Source organism: Paludibaculum fermentans, assembly GCF_015277775.1.
In the GTDB taxonomy this organism is placed as follows: domain Bacteria; phylum Acidobacteriota; class Terriglobia; order Bryobacterales; family Bryobacteraceae; genus Paludibaculum; species Paludibaculum fermentans.
The window spans coordinates 8,116,242-8,132,354 of sequence record NZ_CP063849.1 but is presented as its reverse complement, the minus strand read 5'-3'; the positions used below and the strand labels follow the sequence as shown (position 1 = coordinate 8,132,354).

Annotated in this window: 9 protein-coding genes; 5 read left to right on the top strand and 4 right to left on the bottom strand. The window is 65.7% G+C overall.

The features are described 5' to 3' along the window. Positions 1–42: 42 nt before the first annotated feature. The 5 genes from IRI77_RS32245 to IRI77_RS32225 all read left to right on the top strand — a co-directional run bounded on the left by IRI77_RS32245 (position 43) and on the right by IRI77_RS32225 (position 9,470). Positions 43–1,317 carry a YdcF family protein gene (locus IRI77_RS32245; RefSeq protein ID WP_194449052.1) on the top strand — a complete coding sequence of 425 codons (1,275 nt, stop codon included), beginning with the start codon at positions 43–45 and terminating at the stop codon, positions 1,315–1,317. Between the two features lie 105 nt (positions 1,318–1,422). Then, complete coding sequence (gene sthA, locus IRI77_RS32240) at positions 1,423–2,829, top strand: Si-specific NAD(P)(+) transhydrogenase (RefSeq protein ID WP_194449051.1); 1,407 nt, start codon at positions 1,423–1,425, stop codon at positions 2,827–2,829. A 116-nt stretch (positions 2,830–2,945) separates the two neighbouring features. Then, positions 2,946–6,344 carry a hypothetical protein gene (locus IRI77_RS32235; RefSeq protein WP_228486432.1) on the top strand — a complete coding sequence of 1,133 codons (3,399 nt, stop codon included), beginning with the start codon at positions 2,946–2,948 and terminating at the stop codon, positions 6,342–6,344. A gap of 133 nt (positions 6,345–6,477) precedes the next feature. Further along, complete coding sequence (locus IRI77_RS32230; protein WP_194449049.1) at positions 6,478–6,831, top strand: PadR family transcriptional regulator; 354 nt, start codon at positions 6,478–6,480, stop codon at positions 6,829–6,831. Further along, the gene (locus IRI77_RS32225; protein ID WP_194449048.1) at positions 6,828–9,470 is read left to right on the top strand and encodes an ABC transporter permease; all 2,643 of its coding nucleotides are present in this window, start codon (positions 6,828–6,830) and stop codon (positions 9,468–9,470) included. Before IRI77_RS32230 ends, IRI77_RS32225 begins: the two co-directional genes overlap by 4 nt. Before the next feature lie 290 nt (positions 9,471–9,760). On the opposite strand, the gene serA is transcribed toward IRI77_RS32225, so the two are convergent. From serA to IRI77_RS32205, 4 genes are all read right to left on the bottom strand, one after another. After that, positions 9,761–10,999 carry a phosphoglycerate dehydrogenase gene (gene serA, locus IRI77_RS32220; RefSeq protein ID WP_194449047.1) on the bottom strand — a complete coding sequence of 413 codons (1,239 nt, stop codon included), beginning with the start codon at positions 10,997–10,999 and terminating at the stop codon, positions 9,761–9,763. Positions 11,000–11,030: 31 nt separating this feature from the next. After that, positions 11,031–11,705: a 5'-methylthioadenosine/S-adenosylhomocysteine nucleosidase family protein gene (locus IRI77_RS32215; protein ID WP_194449046.1), complete on the bottom strand. Its 675-nt coding sequence runs from the start codon at positions 11,703–11,705 to the stop codon at positions 11,031–11,033. A gap of 259 nt (positions 11,706–11,964) precedes the next feature. Continuing rightward, the gene (locus IRI77_RS32210) at positions 11,965–15,018 is read right to left on the bottom strand and encodes a bifunctional fucokinase/fucose-1-phosphate guanylyltransferase (protein WP_194449045.1); all 3,054 of its coding nucleotides are present in this window, start codon (positions 15,016–15,018) and stop codon (positions 11,965–11,967) included. 84 nt (positions 15,019–15,102) lie between these two features. Continuing rightward, on the bottom strand, positions 15,103–16,110 hold the full coding sequence (locus tag IRI77_RS32205; RefSeq protein WP_228486431.1) for a LacI family DNA-binding transcriptional regulator: 1,008 nt from the start codon (positions 16,108–16,110) through the stop codon (positions 15,103–15,105). Between the last annotated feature and the right edge of the window lie 3 nt (positions 16,111–16,113).

Here is a 16,113-nt window from a genome sequence, read left to right as displayed (position 1 = left end):
GCTCACGAGTTTCCAACTGCCTGCCGTGCGAGAATGAGTCGCGTGCAACCCAGATCCCTGATCTTTGGCCTGATCCTCGGCTGCCTTCCGCTCTACGCGCTGGAGCCCGTCACCGCCGCCAAGACTCCGCTCGCCATGGGCGCCGATCCCGTCCGCGACAAAAACTTCTGGCTGCTCTCCGCCCTCGAAAGGGACGCCCGTACTCGCGAGGCCATAGCCGCTGACCCTGTCCTCAAACAACTGCTGGACAGCAAACAGCAGGCGCTCCGGGCCGCGGACAAGGCCTGCCCCGCCACCCCCACCGCGGCCGCCGAATGCTACGCCCAGCCGATGCGGTGGCCCCCCGCTGAGATCGACCAGGTTTCCACCGCGTTACGCGCCCTCTACGCCGCCAACCCATATCTCCGCTTCTTCACCGGCACCACCCTGCGCCGCAGCGGCCTCTACCAGAAGTATCAATCCAACCCCGGACCCGACATGCTCGCCTCCGCCTGGCAGGACTGCGCCCAGGGCATCAACCGCATGCTCGACCTCTACGCCCTGGGCCAGAAACCGCGTTATGCCCAGATCGACTCCGCTGCCTACGACGTCAAGTCCGCCGCCTTCGGCCGCCTCATCCAAACCGCCGCCTCCCTGGTCATCGAAGACCGCCTGCCCGAGTCGAAACTGTTCTTCCAACCCTCGCTCGACTTCGCCCTCGAGGTCCTCCGCCTCCACCGCCGCGACGAGGCCGGCCGGCACGAGCCTCTTGACCTCGGCGAGAACCGCGCTGCCCTCGCCCGTATCCGCACCATCCCCTGGGCGAAGTACCCCTGGACCGTCATCGTCGTGCCCGGCTCCGGCACTGAGAGCGTCAGCGTCCGCATGTCCCCCGCGGGCCGCATGCGTTGCGAACTCGCGGCCAAACGCTACCTCGACCACAAAGCCCCGCTCATCCTGGTCTCCGGCGGCTATGTCCACCCCAACCAGACCCCGTGGGCCGAAGCGATCGAGATGAAGCGCCTGCTGGTGGAGGAACTCCACATCCCCGCCGGCGCAATCCTCATCGATCCGCACGCGCGTCACACCACCACCAACCTTCGCAACGCGGCCCGCCTCATGTACCGCTACGGCATCCCGTTTGGAAAACCGGCTCTCATCACCACCGATGAGTTCCAGAGCGCTTCCATCGAAAGCCCTGTTTTCACGGCCCGCTGCAAGCTGGAACTTGGCTACGTCCCCCACCGGGTCATCAAACGCGTCTCGCGCTTCGACCTCGAGTTCCTCCCCCTGACCGACTCCCTGCAGGCAGATAACACCGAACCGCTCGACCCGTAAAGGCCTATCCTCCGAGCGCAGCGCCGTGCCAAGAGGCAGTTCCCGCTACACTCGAAAAAGCGGCCCGCCGGGGATCAGGCGCTCGGGCCAAAGGAGAGACTGAGGATGCAAGAGTACGACGCGATCGTAATTGGCTCGGGTCCGGCTGGGGAAAAAGGAGCGGCCACCGCGGCGGCGCTAGGCAAGCGTGTCGCCATGATCGAGAAAAACACGGCCCTCGGTGGCGCTTCCACCAACACCGGAACCCTGCCTAGCAAGACGCTGCGGGAAACGGCACTCGCCTTGACCGGCATGCGCGCCCGCAACCTCTACGGCGTCGACCTCTCGCTGCGTCGCGAGGCCAACATCCGCGACGTCATGTATCACGAGACCCAGGTGAAGGCGCGCGAACGTGCCCGCGTCCTCGACAACATCCGCCAGCGCGGCGTCGACCTCTATGCCGGAGCCGCCCGCTTCCTCGACGCCAACACCATCGAAACCGGCCGCATCCAACTGCGCGCCGAAAAGATCCTCATCGCTACCGGCTCCTCCCCCTTCCGTCCGCCGGAGTTCAAGTTCGAAGACGACCGCATCCACGACTCCGACGAACTGCTGGAGATCGAGTCGATCCCCAAGTCGCTCGCAGTCATCGGCGCCGGCGTCATCGGCACCGAGTACGCCTGCACCTTCGCGGCCCTCGGCTGCGACGTACATCTGCTGGACGGTCGCGATTCACTCCTGCCCTTTCTCGACCGCGAAATCTCGCTCGCGCTGGAAAAGGCCCTCTCCCTGGACCTGCGCATCCAATTCCACAAAAACGAAATGGTGAAGTGCTGCGACTCGGAGCAGCCCGGCCAGATCCATCTGGGATGCGCGTCGGGCCTGAAGCTCTCAGTGGACCAGGTGCTCGTCGCCGCCGGACGCAGCAGCAACACCGCCAGCTTGAATCTCGAGGCGGCGGGCGTCACCCTCGGCAAGCGCGGCATCATCCCCGTGAACGAGCAATACCAGACCAACATTCCCCACATCTACGCCGCCGGAGACGTCGTCGGCTTCCCTGCCCTCTCTTCCACCAGCGCCGCCCAGGGCCGTCTCGCCATGGGCCATGCGTTCGGCTTTCTCGAGAGGTCGCGCATGGCCGCCCTGCTGCCCACCGGCATCTACACGATCCCCGAAATCAGCATGGTCGGCGAAACCGAGGAGACCCTCAAGGCGAAGAGCATCGAGTACCTCGTCGGCCGCGCCAACTATTCAGAGAACGCCCGTGGCCAGATCATCGGCGACTGCAAAGGCTTCCTCAAGCTCCTGTTCCGCAAGTCCGACCTGAAGCTCCTCGGCGTACACGTCATCGGCGAACTCGCCTCGGAACTCGCCCACACCGGCATGATGGTGATGCTCGCTGACGGCGGCGCCGAACTGCTGGAGCGCGCCTGCTTCAACTACCCCACCCTCGGCGATCTCTACGAGACCGCCACCCATGACGTCGTCCTCCAATGTGACCTGGAGACCCGGCAGAGTATGCAGGGTGACTGAGAGCGGTTACACCCACAGCCGCAGGCCCCGCTGAACCATACCCCCGTCATGCTACAACTGGCATAATGCCTTTTTCTGGTAGCGATGTAAGTCAATCTGATCGATCCCAACAGAGAGTGGACGTCGAGTTAATCCGGTATATCAATCTCAAGCTGGCAGCGTTGGGCCAGCCCACCAGTAAATCCGCAGCGGACCCCTACTTCCTCGAACTCGCGGGCCCCCTGCTCAGAAACTACTATCAGAAGGATCAGCTCCTCGGCGGGCAGCTCTGCCAGGCCGACACCCGCATCCAGGCGTTCCTCGATTCCTACTTATCCGAGATCTGCCCAGGTGGCGCGCCTAAGCTGCCGGCCAACACCTTTGTCCTCGACCGCCCCGGACTCGCGCGCGCCATGTCCCTGCCCGTCGACGCGGACTCCTTCTCGTCCCCCTACCTGCAGTCCTACCGTATCGCCCAGGGCGTTCTCCACAACCCGCGCAGCGACCGCCGCACCACCCAGGGCCTCTTCCAGATCGTCGAAGGCGGCCTGCCCGTGCCCGCCGACAAGTTGGAAGCCCCAAAACAGGCCTTTGCCACTCTGTTGCGCGAAGCCCTCCGCCCCCCGTCCGAAGTCCTGGAACTGCCCTTCACCGCGAACCAGGACGATAAGGACCGCCTCTTCGTCTCCCTGCTGCTCCGCCCCATCGTCTGCCCCGCCACCGGACGCGATCCCCAGAAGTCGATGGAGATCCGCTTCTTCGCGCCCGCCAGCCTGGTCAGCAACCTCGACTTCGTCGAAAGCATCTTCGGCAACGCCGGCGACCCCTATCTGCCCGAGAACAACGCCGCCCTCGACGTCCATCATTGGACCGGCCACTCCGGCTGCGTCATCCTCGCCCCACACCTCGTCGGCCTCAGCAAGAAGTACCTCGGCCTGCCCCACTACGACCAGGCCACCGATCGCCAGCGCCGCGATGAGATGTGCTGGCGCGCCGAAGACGAGCCCTACAACGGCGGCCGCGCCTTCAAGATCGCCTGCCGCGACCACCGCGGCGTCATGGTCACCATCATCGCCGACAACTACTTCGGCTACTGCAAGAAGGAAGTCAAAACCCAGGTCAGCTTCGCCGCCAACCTCTACGGCCTCGCCGAGGAAGAACACGCCGGCGGCGCCATCGCCTTCCCCGCCTACGTCGTCGGCCAGGAGTTCAGCGAAGACCGCGCCGTCCAACTCAAAAAGAGCACCATCGACGACGTGCTCCGCCTGCTCGACGGCCGCGCCCGCGCCATGCCCGAAGGCTACGCTGTCGACGTCCGCTACCCCGAAATCCTCTATCTGCCCGAGCACGCCGAGTTCAACGTCCAGGGCGGTTACGTCAAATGGATCCGCGACGACGGCGAACACCGTCTCACCCTGCGCGTCGGCGAAACCTACGTCCTCCCCTCCGGCTACCGCCTGCGCCTCGAGAAGCAGTTAAAAGGCGCAGCCTGGCGCCTCGTCGGCGTCGTCGCCCACGGCACCCTCTGCCACAAGCCCTGCACCGTCTCCGGCGGCGGCAAATCGGAGATCTCGAAGTCCATCGCCAACGCCCAGCTCGAAGGACCCGTCTTCGTCCGCGACTACCACCACGACATGGACGAAGTCGAGCGCATCCTCGCCATGGACTTCTCCAACATCTTCGCCCTGCCCCAGCCCGACAGCCGCGCCAACCGCCCCATCCTCAGCCCGGAGCGTTCGCTCGGCTCCGTCATCCGCCTCCTCACGCCTTCCTCCGAATACAGCGACGCGCACAACGCCTGGCTCCGCGGCCTGCCCCAGACCATCCGCCAGCTCGTCTTCACCGTCAAACGCTACTACCGCCAGGAGTGGGGTTCCAATTGGCGCGAGTTCTTCACCGTCGACCGCATCAACGGCTTCCTCGGCCACGAACTCAAATACCGCAACCAGAAATTAGTCGGCAACTACCTCCGCGTCGGCTTCGATCCCGACGGCTCCTGGCGCATCTATAAACTCCGCCCGGACTTCCACCCCGCCGACAAGGTGCAGGTGGAAGACGACATCACCGCCTCCGTCGTCGTCCCGCGCAACTCCCTGCCCGACTTCGACACCAAGTACCCCAACCAGAGCGCCAAGCTCGTCACCAACTGCGAGTCGTTCCTCTTCCAGCGCCCCGACGACGCCGTCATCCGCGGCTTCGACGCCCAGGCCGAAGCCGACCTCGCCACCCCCAACACCTTCATCTCCAACTTCGAGCCCATCACCCGCGGCCAAGCCCGCGAACTCGTCGATCACGTTGTCCAATTCGACAAGTACACCCTGCCCATGAAGCGCCTCCTGTTTGACTTCGTCAACAGCAAGGAAGGCAGCTTCATCGTCTCCTCCGCCCACGCCCGCGTCATCGACGGCAAACCGTCGAAGAACCCGCGCTACCTCCAGCAGGTGCCCAACCGTGTGGATCCGCGCGACGCCTATCTCGCCGAAGTCTGCGCCCGCCTCAACCGCACCGTGCCTTCGACCGAGCCCGTCCACTTCCCCGTGAACGCCGTCCTCGCCGGCCGCCGCGGCAATCCCTCCGATCCCAAAATCGGAGTCCCGCCCCTGGCCGTCTACAACCCCATCCACTACCAGGAACTGCCCGAGCTGTTCATGGACTTCATCTGCAGCCTCACCGGCAAATCGCCCTCCACCACGGGCTTCGGCAGTGAAGGCGCGCTCACCAAAGGACCCTTCAACGCCGTCTGGCCGGTCGTCGATCTCAACAACGCCCTCGTCTCCTTCATCCTCACCGAGTACGCCGGCTTCACCACCGCCGCCGGCTATGTCGGCCCCAAATACAAGGTCGACCACGACGTCAGCATGCTCGTGCCCGAGGTCTGGTGCCGCATCCGCGTCGACGAGCGCGATCCGAAATTCCTCATCGACAACGGCTACCTGGAAAAGCTCGAGGACTTCGAGCACGACGGCCGCGTCGTCCTCGCCAGCCGCCTCGGCTACCGCGTCACCTCCCTCTTCGTCGACCGCTTCCTCGGCCGCATCTTCGAGACCCCCGACGCCGTCTTCACCGAGGAGCTCCTGCGCCCCGAAAAACAGGGGCCGGAAGACTTCGCCGCCGGCATCCACGCCATCGTCGAAGCCCAGCAGCGCGTCGCCCTCAACTACTTCGAGGACGGCAGCGTCGACGCCGCCTGCCCTCCGCTCAAGGCCCTCCTCCACGTCCTGGTCCACGGCCACTTCGAAGGCATGACCATCCAGGATCCCCGCCTGCGCGCCCTCTTCACGCGCGAGTCCCTCCTGGCCAGCGATTGGTATCACCAGCGCCTCGCCGTGAAGCAGCAGCGCGACGTCGCCCTCTGGACACGCCATGTCCAGGAGCTCGAAGCCTTCCTGCCCCGCGCCGTCGCCCAGCAGTTCGACGTGGACGCCCGCCTCGCCGAGGCCCGCGTCCAACTGGCCCGCGTCAGCGCCCCCGAATACCTGGAGGAACTCGTGGGCACCATCGGAGCCGACCCCTTCACCCTCCAGATCCCCAACTAACCCTCCGCCCAACCGCAAAACCGCGCCGCACCCCACCCGGGTCCGGCGCGGTTTTGCTTGTCCGGCATGTAAACTTCGCCTCTTCCTATTGCCAGGCCATAGGTCCTGCCGTACCTTTGTATTGGCATCCCATATGGGCAGGAAACCAGCGAAAAGCGAAGTCTGGCAGGGCACCCTGGCCCTCATGATCCTCAGGACCCTGCAGGGCCTGGGCCCACTCCACGGCTACGGCGTGGCCCGCCGCATTGAGCAGACCAGCGGCGACCGCCTGGTGCTCAACTACGGCACCATCTATCCGGCCCTCCTCAAGCTTGAGCAGGAAGGCTACATCGCCTCGGAATGGGGCGTCTCCGAGAACAACCGCAAGGCGAAGTTCTACAAGCTCACCGCCGCCGGCAAACGCCAGGTCGCCCGCGAACAGCGCGAGTGGCAGGAGACCACCGACATCATTGCCCGCTTCTTCGAACCCGGAGGCGAAACTCTGTGAGAGCTCTTCGAGTCCTTCTCCTCCGTCTCGGCAACTTCCTCGGCCAATCCCGGCGTGAGCGCGAATTCCAGGAGGAGCTCGAAGCCCACCTCCAGATGCACATCGACGATAACCTCCGCGCCGGCATGACCGAAGCCGAAGCCCGCCGCGAGGCGCTGCTCAAGCTCGGCGGCGTCGAACCCCTGAAGGAATCCATGCGCGATCGCTGGACCCTCGCCTGGCTCGAGACCTGGGGGCAGGACCTCCGCTACAGCCTCCGCAGCCTGCGCCGCAATCCCGGTTACTCCACCACCGCCGCCCTCTCCATCGCCCTCGGCATCGGTGCCAGCGTCTCCATCTTCACCGTCGCCGATGGCGTGCTCCTCCGGCCGCTGCCCTACCGGGACCCCGCCCGCCTGATGATGATCTGGGAGGCAAACCACAAACATGTCGATTCCACTCAGAACGTGGTGTCGCCCGGCAACTACCTCGACTGGAGAGCCCGCACCCGCACCTTCCAGCAGATCGCCGCCTTCCGCTACCTGAACTCCGTCCTCTCCGACGGCCATCGCGCCGAAGAGCTGAAAAAACAGGCCATGACGGCCAACCTGCTCCCCATGCTCGGAGTCCAGCCCTACCGCGGCCGCTTCTTCACCGAGGAGGAAGACCGCCCAGGCCGCGACACCGTCATCCTCATCAGCCACCGCCTTTGGCAGTCCTGGTTCGGCGGTGACGAGTCCATCCTGGGGCGCAAGGTGATGATCAACTCCACCCCGCGCACCATCATCGGCGTCATGCCCCCCGGCTTCTACTTCCGCAATCGCGAAACGGATCTGTGGGAGCCGTTCGGCATCGATCCGGCCAGAAACTACCGCCAGACCTCCGGCCGCTACATCATGGTCGCCGGCCGCCTCAACCCCGGAGTCACACGCGACCAGGCCCACGCCGAGATGACCGCCATTGCGAGCCAACTGGAGGCCGCCAATCCCGGCTTCAACAAGAACTGGACCGTGAACGTCGAATCCTTACGCGATTCACTCGTGGGCAATACACGCTCCTCCCTGCTCGTGCTGCTCGGCTCCGTCGGCCTGCTCCTGCTCGTCGCCTGCGCAAACGTTGCCAACCTCATGCTGGCGCGCTGCGCGTCGCGCCGCCGGGAAATGGCCGTGCGTGCTTCCATGGGCGCCGGACGCTGGCGAGTCATGCGGCAATTGCTCACGGAAAGCGTTGTCCTGTCGTTAATCGGCGGCGCCTCCGGCATCCTGCTGGCCCGCTGGCTCGTCCTCGGCCTCCTCATCCTTGCCCCCAAAGCGCTCACCGGCATGGCCGATATCCGCATCGACCTGCGCATCATCGTCTTCGCTGTCGGCTTGTCTACACTCAGCGGCCTGCTCTTCGGCTTCGCCCCCGCCTGGACCGCCACCCGTTTCAACCTCTTCGAAGTGATGCGGCAGAGCGGTGGCACAGTCTCGCGGCGCGGATCCCTGCGCGCCTGGCTCGTTGGCGCCGAAGTCGCCCTTTCCGTCATCCTCCTGACAGGTGCCGGACTCCTCTTCCAAAGCCTCACCGGCCTGCAATCCGTCTCCTCCGGCCTCAACCCGGCCAACCTGCTGACGTTTCGCGTCTCACTCCCGGCCGCGAAGTATAAGCCCGAGTACCGGCGCACCCGCTTCTTTACACAGGCGCTCGCCCGCCTCGGTCAACTGCCCGGTGTGCAGTCCGCCAGCGCCGTCAGCTATCTCCCCTTCGACGGCGACGCGGCCGGCACTTACACCGCAATCCAAGGCCGGCCCGCTCCGCGCCCAGGCGAGGAACTGCTCGCCGTCATCCGTACCGTGATGCCCGGCTATTTCCAGACCATGGGCATCCCCGTGCAGCAGGGCCGCGACTTCACGGCCGCCGACAACGAAGAAAAATCGCCCATGCGCTTCATCGTCAATGAGGCGTACGCGAAGAAGTTCCTCGCAGGCACCCCAGCCCTCAGCACCTCCATCAACGCATTGATGGATGCGACAAATCCCTACGGCCAGATCGTGGGCGTCGTCGGAGATGTCAGGGAAGGCGCGCTCGACAAACCGGCCGAGCCCACGATCTACTATCCGCACGCCCGCCTGAACTACCCGGGCATGACCCTCCTGCTGAAGACGCAGTCGGACCCGCGCACCCTCATCGAGCCCGCCCGCCGCATCGTCCAGGAACTCGACCCCGCGCAGCCCATCGCCGAAGCCCGCACCATGGACGAAGTCCTGGGCGAAACCCTCGCGCGCCAGCGCTTCAGCGCGCTGCTGCTGGTGGGCTTCTCGATCCTCTCGCTGCTCCTGGCAGCGGTAGGAGTCTACGGAGTCCTGGCCTACTCCGTCACTGAGCGAACCCGCGAAATCGGCCTCCGCCTCGCCTTGGGCGCGGGCCCGGCCAAGATCACGGCGCAAATCGTAGCCGCCGGTGCCCGCTTCGTTCTAGCCGGAACCCTGGCCGGCATAGCGGGAGCCCTGGCCTTAGCGGGCCTGCTGCAAGGCCTCTTATACGGAGTGGAGCCGCGCGACCCGGCCACCTTCGCGGTGGTCCCGGCGGTCCTGCTCGCGGTAGCGCTCCTGGCGGCCTATCTCCCAGCCCGTCGAGCCGGCCGTCTGGACCCGATGTCAGCCCTACGCATGGACTAACCCGCGCCCCCCACAACGAACCACGACCGTAAGGGAGTCCCAGTATGGCCCCACGTGCCGCCCACGCGCCCGAAGCCGCCCCCACAACCCCAGTCCCGGAGCGCAGCGACGGGCTACGCGGGCGTCTTCAACGGAGTGGTCGCCACCCCGTACTCAGCCCGCAAATAGAGCCGCGAATCTAGATGAGCGGATAGCACCCGAAAGCCTCCACTCAGGCAGGATCGCAACCCTTTGCCGTCGCCTCTTCAACGCCGCGCCGCCATCCAGCGCATCCCTTCATCCCCACCGCCCTAGTACAGCACCCGAGTCCGGATCGTCCCCGGCACCTCATCCAGCAGCTGCTTCAACTGCAGCGTCTCGGCCTTCTCATCCGACTCCACATCGATCACGACGTACCCCATCCGAGGATTCGTCTGCAGATACTGGCCGGCGATATTGATCTCCTGTTTCGAGAACACGGCATTGATTGCCGACAGCACGCCCGGCTGATTCCGGTGAATATGCAGCAACCGGTGCAACCCCGGATGCTCCGGCAGCGCAACCTCCGGAAAATTCACGGCGCTCAGCGTCGACCCGTTGTTGCTGTACTTAATCAGCTTCTCCGCCACTTCGATCCCAATGTTCTCCTGGGCCTCCGCCGTGCTCCCGCCCACATGCGGCGTCAGCAGCACATTATCCAAGCCGCGCAGCGGCGACCGGAACTCTTCGCCCGCCGTCTTCGGCTCTTCCGGAAACACATCGATCGCAGCCCCGCCGATATGGCCGCTTTGCAATGCCACTACAAGCGCATCGATATCCACCACCGTCCCGCGCGCGTTGTTGATCAGCTTCGAGCCCGGCTTCATCGCCGCGATCTGCGCGGCCCCGAACATCCCCATCGTCTGCGGAGTCTCCGGCACATGCAGTGTCACCACATCGGAAGCCTGCAGCAACATCTCAAGCGTGGACACCGGCCGGGCATTCCCCAAAGCCAGCTTCGTCTCGATGTCGTAGTAGAGCACCCGCATGCCCAGCGCCTCGGCCAGCAGGCCCACCTGCGTCCCGATGTGCCCGTATCCGATGATGCCCAACGTCTTCCCGCGGACTTCATTCGAGCCCGTGGCCGTCTTGATCCATTCCCCGCGATGCGCAGCCGCGTTTCGCGAAGGAATGCCCCTCATCAGCAGCACGACCTCCGCCATCACCAGTTCCGCCACGCTGCGCGTATTCGAGAACGGAGCGTTGAACACCGGAATCCCACGCTCCAGCGCGGCTTCCAGGTCCACCTGGTTCGTGCCGATACAGAAGCAGCCGATGCCGGTCAGGCGGGGTGCCTGCTCGATCACCTCGCGCGTAAGCTGAGTAGCCGAGCGGATGCCCACGAAGTAGGCGTCACTCATGGCCGCAGCCAGATCCTGCGGCGCAAGCGACTTGGGGTGCGATTCGATCCACGAGTACCCATCGGCGCGGATGGCGGCCTCGGCGCTGGGGTGCAGGCCCTCCAGCAACAGGATCTTGATTCTGCTCTTGTCCAGGGATGTTTTGCTCATGCGGGCGGTATTTTTAATGATAGCCCGCGAGCTAACTGAGCCGCCCAACGCAATGGTCGAGCCACAGCGGCAACGACCGCAGCAGCCCCTGCATAATCTCCTCCGACCGTCGCTCAAAGAAGCCCGGCTGCCCATACGCTTCCCCGCCGCCGGAGCCCACCAGATCGCTGACTGCCCGCAAGATCAGCACTTTCTGCCCATTCCGCGCGGCCACCCGGGCAATCGCGCCGGACTCCCAATCCGCCGCCACCGCGCCATACTTGGCCCGCAACCGCGCAATATCGGCAACGGCCAGATCCCGATCCGCGGAAACGAGCGTGGACCGCACCACCGGACCGGGGTGCTTCGAGCCCAGCCACCCCAGGTCAATCCGGGTCGTGTAATCCGAGATCGCCTCCTCGGCATCGCCCATCAGCTCGACAATGTCATAGACCACGGTCCGCTCGGCCAGAACGATCTGATCCCGTTCCACGGCCCCCTGCATCCCGCCGCAAGTCCCGAGATTCAGCAGCAACCGGGGCGCCCACCGATCGATGACGTACTGCGCCGACGCCGCCGCGTCGATCTTCCCCCACCCCCCATGCACAAACAGCGGAGCATGAGCCCCCACCCTAGCGGAAAAGAACTCGCCAAAAGGCGATTTCGCAACCGGAGCCTGGGGAAAAAAGCGCCGCACCGGCCCCCACTCCGCGTTAGCGGAAATCAAAACGGCAAACTTCAGCCCACCCCCCGCAGCAGCCGGGGCAGCAGCAGCAGCAGCCGGCAACCCCGCGGTGAAAGTGCGTCGCAACATCTTCTCAGCCTACCCCCGAACCGAACCGCCAACAGCGAATTGAGCCGCGACCGTAAGGGAGCGGGCACCATCCAAAACTCTCCCGCCAACACCAGGCACTACCAGCGCCAACCCGGAATCCCTCCAGCGAGCCCCACCCAACCACCAAGCGAGCCGGGCGAACCCGGACACGCTACCCCCTCTCCACCCGCAACCCTTCCTCCGCAATCTCATACTCATACACCCGCCCGCCGACCCCACCCAGCAACGCCCGCACCTGCCCGGCCGCCTCTTCATCCTTCGCCAGCAGCATCAGGAACCCTCCGCCGCCGGCCCCCGCCAGCTTCGCCCCCGCCAGATACGGCTGCAACTCACCCAGCATCTGATTGATCGGAGCATTCGTCGTATGCGGATCCAACTGCTGGTTCAGCAGCCAGTGCCGTTGCATCAGCTCGCCCAGATACCCCCACTCGCCCTCCCGCAGCGCATACGCCATCTCCACGGCCAGCGTCTTGATACTGTGCAGCACCTGGACCACCGCCACCTCTCGCGCCAGATACCCGCCCACCACCTGCGTGAGCAGCCCCTTCGCAATCCTGCGGATCCCCGTATAATGCAGCACAAACCGCCGCTGAAACTCCTGCTGCCGCTCAGCACTCCACCCCACCGGCTGAACCCGCAACCTCTGCCGCAACCCCGGCCCGGTACTGATCAGCTTTGCGCCGGGAAAAATCCCGCCGGCCTGGTCCTGCCAGCCGCCACCCGTCGTCATCCGCTGCTCCAGCGTCATCACCTGGTCGCTCAACTCCGCATCGCTGGGTGTGTGCCCGGCCAACTCGGCCAACGCGCGCAGCACGGTCGCGGCGAGAATGCTGCTCGTCCCCAACCCCGACCCCATCGGCAAATCAACCGATGTGCGAATCTCCAGACCCAGCCCGTTCCACCCCAGCATCCGCAGCGCTACACGCGGAATCGAAAACGGATCCCCCGGAGCCGGCGGCTGCCGCACCTCATCCACGCTCTGGTACTCGACGAGGGCCCCATCGGCAAAACACCGCACCACGGGCTCATCCAGCACGCGCACCGACGTGCGGATCGGATACCTGCCGTCCAGCGCCAGCGACATGTTCAGCACAGTCCCGCCCCAGTCAAAGCAGAACGGAGGCGTGTCTGACCAGCCGCCGCCCAGATCGATCCGCGGCGGCGCCGCCACCCGCACCTCTCGATACCGCGGCTCGACATCGGTCAACAGCGGAACGCCCCCCGCCGGAGTCGCCGCTTCCACGGCCGACCGCACGCACCGGAACGCCGCCGCATGCGCCTGCCCCGCCTCTTCCGCCAAGCCCGCCTGCCCCAGGAACAGGCTCGCCTGGAAGTGCCGGCTCGCCGCCTCGGTCAGTTTCCCGTCTTCCAGCGACAGCGCATCGGCACACAGCGCGCGGCCCGTCGCGGCCAAAGCGGGAATCCCTGGCGATAGCGCCAGCATGGGCCGGATGTCCGAACCATCGCGCGCCAGCTCCATCGCCGTGCGCCGCCAGCCCGTCTGCATGCGCGCCACCCGCGCCTCGGCCAGCGCGGCGGCATCGGCCCGCTGCTCGCTGGCTTCGAGCGACAGCTTCGCCATCGCCTTCCACCCGACAGCCGAGAACCCCGGCGGATGCAGGCCCATCAGCCACTGCGCGCACGTCCAGGCGGACTCCAGGTCCGAGCAGCCGAACAGCCCCGCATTCCACAAACTCCGAGCCCCCACGGGCACATCAGCCCACACCAGCTCCGTGTCCAGCTCCAGGTCCGCCAGCACCTGCCCCATCGGTCGCCCAAACCAGGTCGCCGACCCATTCGTGATCAGCCGCTCCGGATGATCGGCCACGCCGTAAACCTGAAAGACAACGCACGAAGCCCCGCCCGCACGCGTCACCGGGATCTGGTGGACAATGACGCCTTCAGGGATTTCGATCGCCGAACTCAGCCCGGTCAACCCTCGCAACACCGCACCCTGCGCAGCCCGCACCGGCACATCCAGGTTGCACTCGATCGCCATCGCGCCCGAATCCAGCCGGCACCCGGCGCTGAACACACTGTCCACCACGACACCCGCCGACTCGACACCCGACGCAGCAATCGAACCCGTGCGCCGCTGCCCGGAGTAAACGCCCGCCAGCCCGGCATCCCGCAGCGCCACCCCCTGCAGCGCGCCATCGGAACCGATGTGCTGCAGCCGCCCCGGCACCAGCGAGCAGTGAAATGGCAAACCCTGCAACGCGAGCGCCAGGTGGCGCAACGCGGCCGGAGCGTTGGCTGCCGGAGCCCACTGCCCCGTCAGCGACGTGGTCACGTGCTGGTACAGATCAATGAACGGCCGCTCTCCGCCAATCGCCGTGAGAATACCCTGATCCGCCAGCCAGCGCCCGAAACTGTACCGGACGCCCGCCAACTCGCTCAACCGGGCGCAGGCCGCCGCGTCGAAAGCCAGCAGGCCGGTATCGATCGCGGCTTGTCCGTCCGGCGTAAGTGCGCCGGCCGCCGCCATCTCCGCCCGCGTCGGCTTGCTCAGGAAGGCGTACACCCGCCCGGATTCGTCAATGGAATAGACGCCATGTTCAGCCGCCCGCTCCGCGGGTTGAATGATTGCGGCGCCCCTGATCCCTGGCCGGTCCCACGACAGCGCGCTGTCGTCGAGATCGATCAGCACATCGCCCGCGCACACCACCAGGCCGCTGCGAATTCGTGCCGCCCAGGCCGTCGACGAAGCGAGGATTTCGTCAAACGCGGTGCTCGGTCCGCCCCACGGCGTATGCGCCGGCAGCGGCGCAAACAGGCGTCCCGACAGCGCATACTGCGGCAGCCGGCGTGGGTCGCCTCCGCCCTGGATGATCAGAACCCGCCGCCGGCCCCACCACGATTCCAACGAATCCTTCCACGGCTGCTCCTGCACCAGCGTCGCTTCCGCCAGGATCCGCAGCGCATTCAATGTGGCGCCGCCGCTCCCCAATCGGCTGTCATCCAGATCGGGCGCAGTGAGATACAGCACCCCGGCGGGGAGCCGGCCTTCCATGCGCCGCCGCACGATCTCCTCTGAGTATTTTTCCGCCTGCCGGGCAGAGCCCGCGGTGACCACCACCGCGTCCCACCAGGGATCCTGGGCGGCGGTGGAAGCGATCCGCGCCACATAGCGCGAGCGGGCCGATTGCGCGGCCGCATCCACCTGGTTTGTCTCATCGTGGAGGGGCGAATCAGTAACTGGCATGGAAGGATGAAAAGGCCTCGCCAAACGTCATGTTTGTTGCGGATAGCCGCATACCAAGCCCGCAATTATAGCGAAGAACCTGTATTACGTTCGTAATGCGGCCCTGCGGCTGGAGTCCCGCACGATCAGCCGCGGCGGAATCAGGATGTGGCTGTGTTTGGCGGGTGTTTTCGCTTCGATGCACTGCACCAGCAGGCCGGCGGCTTCCTCGCCCAGCAGCCCGCTGCTCTGGTCGATGGTCGACAACGGCACCCGGAGTTGATCGGAATAGTGGACATTGCCCGCCCCGATAATCGCCACATCCGCGGGCACCTGCAAGCCCGATTCCAGCACCGCCTGAATCGCCCCCGCCGCTACGGGATCGTTATAACAAAACACCGCATCCGGCCGGCTCGGCAGCGACAACAGATGCTGCATTGCGGTGAAGCCCGACATGTCGCCGCCGCCTGCCTGCACCACATATTCTGGGTGAAACTCGACGCCCGCCCTGCTCAAAGCGCGTTTGTAGCCGCGCACCCGGCCCGCGCTGTTGGCCGTGGCCGGCCCACGCAAATGCGCCACGCGCCGGCACCCCTGGGCCAGCAGATGGGCCGTTGCCATTTCGCCTAACTCCTCATCGCGCACCCCAACATAGTTGGCCTCCAGCCCCGCCGGCAGGCGATCGATCAACACGTAGGGCGTGGCCCTGGACTCAAAGGCGGGGTGAGCATTCAGCTTCCAGCTAGGCAGCGCGGTGGCGATGATCAGGCCGTCAATATGGCGCGCGACGAGCAGATCCACCTGCCGCCGCTCGGCAGCCGGGTTCTCGTCTGTATTCGAAATGACCACCTGATAACCCAGGGGATCGAGGTGCCGCGCAATGCCCTTGGCCACCTCGGCGAAGAACGAGTGCATCAGGTCCGGGATCACCACTCCGACCATGTATGTCCGCCGCGTAGCGAGGCTGCGGGCGATCCAATTGGGCTCGTAGTTGAGCTCCCGGGCACGCTTCAGCACCCGGGCCCGGGTCTCCTCGCTGATATCGCTGTGGTTCCGCAGCGCCTTGGAAACTGTCATCAGCGAGACGCCCAGGTCCACTGCAATGTCCTTCATGCG

Excerpts from the sequence above, each read along its gene's own strand:
- sthA (WP_194449051.1), top strand. The coding sequence starts at position 1,423 with ATGCAAGAGTACGACGCGATCGTAATTGGCTCGGGTCCGGCTGGGGAA.
- IRI77_RS32230 (WP_194449049.1), top strand. The coding sequence starts at position 6,478 with ATGGGCAGGAAACCAGCGAAAAGCGAAGTCTGGCAGGGCACCCTGGCC.
- serA (WP_194449047.1), bottom strand. The coding sequence starts at position 10,999 with ATGAGCAAAACATCCCTGGACAAGAGCAGAATCAAGATCCTGTTGCTG.
- IRI77_RS32205 (WP_228486431.1), bottom strand. The coding sequence starts at position 16,110 with ATGAAGGACATTGCAGTGGACCTGGGCGTCTCGCTGATGACAGTTTCC.
- IRI77_RS32210 (WP_194449045.1), bottom strand. The coding sequence starts at position 15,018 with ATGCCAGTTACTGATTCGCCCCTCCACGATGAGACAAACCAGGTGGAT.